Below are 7,582 nucleotides of genomic sequence, written 5' to 3'. Positions count from 1 at the left end.
TGGAGAAGCGAAAAATTTTCATGGTTTCAAAAAGATTTGATGCGCATAGCAAGAAGAGTTGGGATCCCGATAGATGTTCCTTTCAAAGATTTAAGCCCTGAACATCTTGAGATCATAAAAAATGGTTATGATGGGTTTGAAGGTATAAATGGATTTTTCAGACTGCTTGAGGAAAATTCATATAAAGTTCATTACAGGGTAATGCTTTCAAGATACAGGGGATATACAACATGTGATATGTGCGGTGGTTCAAGGTTGAGGAAAGAGGCATTAAATGTTAAAATTGCCGGAAAAACAATCTATGATGTTGTGCGAATGTCAATTGAGGAAGCCTTTCTTTTCTTTCAAAACATTGAACTAAGTGAATATGAGAAAACAATTTCAGCGAGCATACTTTCGGAAATAAATAGACGGTTGAAATATCTTTATGAAGTTGGGCTTGGATATTTGACTCTGGATAGATTATCAAGCACCCTTTCAGGTGGAGAAGCGCAGAGGATAAACCTTGCAACAGCGCTTGGTTCTTCACTTGTTGGAACGCTTTATATTCTTGACGAGCCAAGCATTGGCTTGCACCCACGGGATACCCATCGTCTTATAAAAATTTTAAAATCGCTTAAGGAAAATGGCAATACAGTTATCGTTGTTGAGCATGATAAAGAGGTCATTGAATCGGCGGATCATATAGTTGACCTTGGGCCGGGGGCAGGGGAAAATGGCGGAAGGATTGTTTTTCAGGGCAAATATGAAGATTTGCTGAAGGATGAAAATTCATTAACAGGTAAATATCTTAGCGGACGCTTGAAAATTTCCGTGCCAAAGGAAAGAAGAAAACCGAAAAAAGGAAACTCAATTATAATTCGTGGGGCAAAAGAACATAATTTGAAAAACATAGATGTTGAGTTTCCTTTAAACCTCTTTGTCTGTGTTACAGGTGTAAGTGGCTCGGGTAAGAGCACGCTTGTTCATGATATACTTTATGCAGCTTTGAAAAAATTAAAAGAGGGAAGCTATGATGGGAAAATTGGTAAATTTGATAAAATTGAAGGTTATGAATTGATTGATGCCGTTGAAATGGTGGATCAATCCCCGATCGGTAAATCTCCTCGTTCAAATCCAGTTACATATGTCAAGGCTTTTGATGGAATAAGGGAAATCTTTGCGTCAACTTATCTTGCCAAAGCCAGAGGTTATACCCCGGGACATTTTTCATTTAACATTCCAGGAGGACGATGTGAAACATGCGAAGGTGATGGGTATGTTAAAATTGAAATGCAATTCCTTGCAGATATTTATCTACCGTGCGAATCATGCAATGGAAAAAGATACAAATCTGAAATACTTGAGGTTGAATATAAGGGGAAGAATATAAGTGATGTTTTAAATATGACCGTTACTGAGGCAATTGAATTTTTCCGGGGACATAAAAAAGTTGTTGAGAGGTTGAAGGTTCTTGATGCAGTTGGACTTGGATATATAAAGCTTGGTCAGCCTGCGAATACTCTCTCGGGTGGGGAAGCACAGAGGATTAAACTTTCTGCACATCTTCTTGCTTCTGAAACAAGTCCTCATACCTTATTTATCTTTGACGAACCAACCACTGGGCTTCATTTTGATGATATAGCTAAACTTTTGAAAGCATTTAACTCGCTCCTTGACGCTGGGCATTCAATTATCGTAATTGAGCATAATATGGATGTGATAAAATGTGCTGATTGGATAATTGACCTCGGACCTGAAGCGGGTGATAAGGGCGGATATGTGGTTGCAGTTGGAACACCTGAAGAAGTTGCGCAAAATCCAAACTCTTACACAGGACAATTTTTGAGAAAGTATCTTTAAGGGTGGGGGAAATTAAACATCAAAAATCTTGCCAACACACTTTGCAATTTGTGATTTTGCTCAACGAAATGGATATTGAACATTTATTATATTTCTGGTGAATTTTAAATTTCTTTTTGAAGCGAGGACCTCTGGGGGGAGGTTCTGCTTCATCTCTGAGGGTCTGGGTGAGACCCTGAGCAAAAGGGGTTGAGCCCAGACCTTTTCATATGTAAGTTGGTTTAACTTCATAAGGTATCGGGTCATCAATTCCAGCAAGTTGAAATCCCCTGAGTCTAAGGGCACAACTATCACAAACTCCACAGGCTATATCTTCCCTTTGGTAACAACTCCAGGTCAAATGTAAAGGAGCCCCAAGTTCAATCCCCTTTTTAACTATGTCAACTTTTTTCATATCAATTACAGGTGTAACAATCTCAATAGGTTTCCCCTCAACCCCTGCTTTTGTTCCCAATCTTATAACCTCGTTAAAAGCTCTGTAAAACTCCTTTCTACAATCAGGATAGCCCGAAGAATCTTCCTCAACCGCGCCAATGAAAATTTTTTTTGCATTAATTACCTCTGCCCAGGAAACCGCAATTGAAAGTATATTCGCATTCCTGAAAGGGACATAACTTGATGGAATCCCCTTTCTTTTCAAATCAGCTTTTTCAACAGGTATATTTTCATCAGTTAAACTTGAGCCACCAATTAATTTCAAATGTTCAACATTTACAACCAGCCGTTTTTTGACACCATAAAAATCGGCTATATCATTAAACGCTTTCAATTCTCTTCCTTCGGTTCTCTGTCCATAATTTAAATGAAGAAAAGCAAGTTCATATCCTAAAGAATGAGCGATAGCAGCTGTTACGCATGAATCAAGTCCACCGCTTACTAAAACCACCGCAATTTCTTTTTCCAGCATAACTTAACAAGGGATTTTTATTTTAAATTTTCTCTACTTTTATCATGTTCGTTGAACCTCGCTGGAATAAAGGAATTCCAGCTGTCATTATTATTAAATCTCCGCTGTTTAAAATTCCACTTTCCTTCAACTGAATTTTTGCGTTTTCTATTGTTTTGTCAGTTTCTGAAATTTCTCTTAGTTTGATTCCCGTTACGCCCCATATAAGGTTTAGATGTTTTACAACCTCATTGCTATCCGTTAGAGCAATTATAGGGACTGAAGGTCTGTATTTTGCTATTGCTTTTGCAGTTGCCCCTGTATGTGTTATGGTTACAATTGCTTTTGCGTTTAGCTGTTGAGCTAATAAACAGGCAGCACGTCCTATTGCATCAACTTCATTTTTTAACTTTAAACTTGAATCAAAGACAGGTTCGTAAAATTTATATTGCGTTTCAATTGTTCGTATTATTCTATCCATCACTTTAACTGCTTCAATTGGGAATTCACCAATTGATGTTTCGCTGCTTAGCATCACTGCATCTGTTCCATCAAGGACTGCATTTGCCACATCGGTTGCTTCAGCTCGGGTTGGTCTTGGATTTGAAACCATTGACTCAAGCATTTGAGTTGCAGTTATTACAGGTTTCCCAGCTTTATTTGCTTTTTTTATTAACATTTTTTGTAAGGGGGGAACATCTTCAGTTGGAAGTTCAACACCAAGATCACCTCTTGCAACCATGATTGCATCGGCAAGTTCTATTATATCATCAATTGATTTAACCGCTTCAAGTTTTTCAATTTTTGCGATGATTGGCACAACTTTGCCAAATTTTTCCATTTTTCTTCGCAGGTCAATTATATCATCTTTTTTTCTAACAAATGACAGCGCAACATAATCAACCCCATTTTTGAGCCCAAATTTTAAATCTTCAATATCTTTTTCAGTAAGCGATGGAATTCTAACGCTAACGCCTGGCAGATTTACACCTTTATGCGATTTTAAAACCCCACCATCAACAACTTCACATTTAACTTTATTCCCCTTAATTTCAAGAACTTTAAGCTCAATCATTCCATCGTCAAGGAGTATGATATTCCCAGGTTTAAGATCATCCGTGAGGTAATCATATTGAATTGGAATAATTTCGGTGTCTCCCTCAATTTGTTCTGCTGTTAGGAAAACCAAACCTCCTGTTTTAAGCTCAATGGGTTCTGTTTTTAATTTTCCAACCCTTATTTTAGGTCCTTGTAAATCTTGGATTATAGGGATAGATTTCCCCGTGATTTCGGAGGCTTCTCTGACAAGTTTTATAAATTTTGAATGTTCTTCATAATCCCCATGTGAAAAATTCAACCTTGCAACATCCATTCCTGCTTTTATAAGTTCAACAAGTTTTTCAACCGTGCTTACAGCGGGTCCAAGTGTGCAAATTATTTTAGTTCTTCTAAATTTTTCCTCATTTAAAAATTTTTCCATCTATTTGGAGAATTTTGTTTTTAAAGTTTATGTTCCGATTGAGATATGCAAATCAATTCCAACTTCGTTTATGGTTGATCCCGGGATGAAAGTGCTTCTTGAGTCAGATTTTGATTTTGTCAAGCGGTAAAATAGCGAGCCTGTTACACGAGTACTTAACATATAACGAAATCTCAACTCCATGGTTGTCCTCAAAATTCCATCAAGTGGCAATGCTTCAGAGAGGTTTCTCGCCTGGTATGTTTGTCTTGAGTTTTTTGATGATGAATAGGTAAATGTTATATCAACATCATTTTTAAGAGAGAGCCCGAAGATCGGCAAGTTAAATCCGCGTTTTGAATAGCTTATGTTAAATGAAATTTCTCTTCTAAATGTTTCAACAATTGCTTTTGCAGAAAAGTTAAGATCATAATAAGTTGAAGTTATATATCTGAAACCTCCTGTAAGATTTCCATTCCATAGTGGTTTGAAAGTAAGATTAAGCCCGATTAGAGGGTTGAAATCATAGCCTGTTCTTTCACCTTCAAAAGTTTGTCCTTGCCCGATGAAGCTTCTCCATCTTTTTTCAAAGTTTGAGGAATATGCATGTTCAAGTGTTACACGAGTTGCGAATGATTTAAAAATTGAAAACTTCTCAAGCCCGTCCCATCTCAATCTCCAATTAAGGCGTGGGAAAAATCCGCCAAAGAGTTTGCTTAAAAATGGCAATGTCTCAAAACCCTCCTCAAATGCTTGTGCAAGTTTCTCGTCATCAGTTCGTTTATCTGTGGGATCAAGTTTAAGTTCAGCGTATTTTGAGGCTACGGATTTAATTCCGCTTTTGAAAACGCTGAACACGAAAACAGGTGGTAAGGTTAGGAAAGAACGACTAACTGAAGCGGAGCTCGTAAAGGAGGTAACTTTTGGAATCCCAAGTGAATCTGTAACAATTCTTTGATTTCTTTGATAGCTCCATCCAAGATTCCAGCTTAAGTCAAGGTAAGCGCCTTGCCAAAGGGAGCGGGAAGTTGTTATTGTAATTCTATTATTCTGGGAATAGTTATCGTCAAGGTTTCCATTTGGAGCTCTTAATCCCGGACTTTGCTCAAACCCGAAAAATGGAAAGCCTCCCTTGGGCGAAAGCCGAATTTTGCCGTTTGGATCGGAGACAAGACCTAACTGATATAAAAATGATGGACCGTATTCAATTTTATCATCAATAAAAGGAAGCCAAGCCCAAAGATTTCCCATTCCGGGTCTTCCGCCATAAAGACCTGTGTTAATTGCTGTGTTCGTCTGGGTAAAGGTAACCTGGACATTTTCATAATCAAGTAAAGGTTTTTTTATGAGTATACTCAAAATATCTTTTAGCGAGAGCCCGGACTTTTTAGATGTATCTTTTTGAGTTTGTGCTTTAACTCCGCCTTCCGCTTTTTCTCCAAACCATGAATCAGCAAGTGATTTCAATCTTAACGAGAAGCCAAAGTTTAAGTTTGCTGAATATCCCGCGCTTCTACCAAGCTCTTTTTGTTGAAAATTATTTTGCCATCTATAAGCTGAAGAGTAGCTGAAATTTGCGTTAAGGTATTTATTCAAGCCCAAAATTGGAGGTATCCTTGGATTTGTCCCTATACTTATTTGCTGTGATAGGGTTGATGTTTTCCCGAAATTGATTAATCCGTCTTTGAAGAAGATGTCATCAAGAATTTCTTTCGTGCTTCTCTGTTGCCCAAGCGAATCTGTCTCAAGATGAACGAGATTGCTTCCGATGTCAACTTGATATCTCAAGGATGGATTGATTAACCCATTGTTTGAAAGCCTCCAATCAAATGAGAAACCTCTTTGTGCGTTAAAAACTCTGGTTGTTGGTTCGTAAGTTGCCTTTGTTCTGAACTTTCTATTTTCATGAGCCCTGTCAAATCTCATCATTCCAGAAAATGAAGACGGGGTAAATTGAATTTCCCAATCTTTATATGTATCAAGTAATGGGACTCCAGCGAAGAGTGACTTGAAAGGTTTCAGAGTTATCGGTTTTATACTTGTTGAATAACTTGTCTGAAAGTTAAAGCCCCACTTACTGCTTGTTTCGGTGTTTATATCTCTGAATTTTGAGCGATTGAAGTTAAAACCGAGGTTTATTTTATTGATTACATCTCTGACATACCATTTTTGCGAATTAATAGTAAAGTTGAAAGATGGAATAGCCCATGTTTCTGATATCATCACTTGTTGAATAACTGTTAATAAACTATCAGCTTTTCTATTTGCTTCTTCCTCGGTTCCTCCGTTTTCAATTGTGGTTTGTCTTAGGCGATTTGCTGCTTCTTTTGCAAGTATGTCCTTTCCGGGGATATATTTGGGAATCCCAATGTTTTCAGCCCTTGAGTATGTAAATGGAATTTTTAAAGATGAGCTTAAAAATGTGGGCAGAATTTTTTCAAGATTTAAATTCGTTGAGAGTGACCAATTCGTTGATAAAACACGAGCTGATGAATTCACAAATCTATCTGTAAGTCCTCTGAATTCGGGGCTTCTTCGTGCAATTCCAAAGTTAACACTTAAAAGTTCAGGCACATTAAACTGCGCAGATAAATTATACGCCCAACCGAGAGCATCATTCGCCTTTAAAAGTCGTAATTCATTTACCCAAACATCACCGGAAAGTAATCCTGGACCTTTACCCTTTGGATTTGTAACTCCAATTGCAATAAATGTTACATTCGTTAAGGATGGATTTCCCTTGATCCAGTATGTTGCCCCAGGTGGACCATCTGGCACGGATATTCTTTTGATGGGTTGATTTATTGAATCCCTTGTTTGTTTCAGAGCTGTAAGTTGTTCAAAAATGATTTGAATGTTGTTTCTCGCATCCCAATCTGGCCATATAGGTTGGCGATATTCGTAATAATTTGATGTGTCTGTTCCAACCCAAACGAAAATTTCTGCCGAATAATCTGTCGTGTCTCGGAAATAGAAACTTCTATCTCCGTGGACAAAAAGTCGCATAATTTTGTAGTTAAAAAGGTCAAGGCGTTGTGGAAATCTTCTCATCGCAAGGCGAAGTGTATCATCAGGGAGATTTCTAATTATGAAAGCAAGTGATTGTTCATTCCCCTCAATTTGTTGATCTGGTCTAGTTCTATCTCTTGGTCTCTGGACGCCAGGAGGTGGGGTATAATCTGGATTATCTTCAATGCTTACAACTGTGACTTTAAAGATCTCGTCATTCTTTACAAGTTCTTCCCAGTAGTTTCCAACAAGGTTAAATTCGGCTATTCTAATGATAGCCTCATTTTCAAAGCCAGTAAACCAAACCCTTACAAATTCAATAAGTGTAAAGCTTGGATTTCCTATCGTTCGCGTGTATGATGAAAGAGGTATTTTAAGTTGATACC

General features: G+C 37.7%; 4 protein-coding genes. 1 reads left to right on the top strand and 3 read right to left on the bottom strand.

What is annotated here, in order from left to right:
* Nucleotides 1–1,842 (top strand): excinuclease ABC subunit UvrA (uvrA, locus tag AT685_RS07345; RefSeq protein WP_072152137.1); only part of this gene is annotated, 1,842 nt, incomplete at its 5' end.
* A gap of 205 nt (nucleotides 1,843–2,047) precedes the next feature.
* On the opposite strand, the gene queC is transcribed toward uvrA, so the two are convergent.
* From queC to sov, 3 genes are all read right to left on the bottom strand, one after another.
* Nucleotides 2,048–2,749, bottom strand: a complete 702-nt coding sequence (gene queC, locus AT685_RS07340) for a 7-cyano-7-deazaguanine synthase QueC (protein ID WP_072151012.1) — start codon at nucleotides 2,747–2,749, stop codon at nucleotides 2,048–2,050.
* Between the two features lie 22 nt (nucleotides 2,750–2,771).
* Nucleotides 2,772–4,208, bottom strand: a complete 1,437-nt coding sequence (pyk, locus tag AT685_RS07335; RefSeq protein WP_072152136.1) for a pyruvate kinase — start codon at nucleotides 4,206–4,208, stop codon at nucleotides 2,772–2,774.
* A gap of 27 nt (nucleotides 4,209–4,235) precedes the next feature.
* The coding region (gene sov / locus AT685_RS07330; RefSeq protein ID WP_072152135.1) for a T9SS outer membrane translocon Sov/SprA at nucleotides 4,236–7,582 on the bottom strand (3,347 nt) is incomplete at its 5' end.

The organism is Candidatus Kryptobacter tengchongensis, assembly GCF_001458555.1.
Classification (GTDB): Bacteria; Bacteroidota; Ignavibacteria; order Kryptoniales; family Kryptoniaceae; genus Kryptonium; species Kryptonium tengchongense.
The sequence above is the reverse complement of the archived record's forward strand: the minus strand, read 5'-3'. Positions and strand labels throughout refer to the sequence as shown.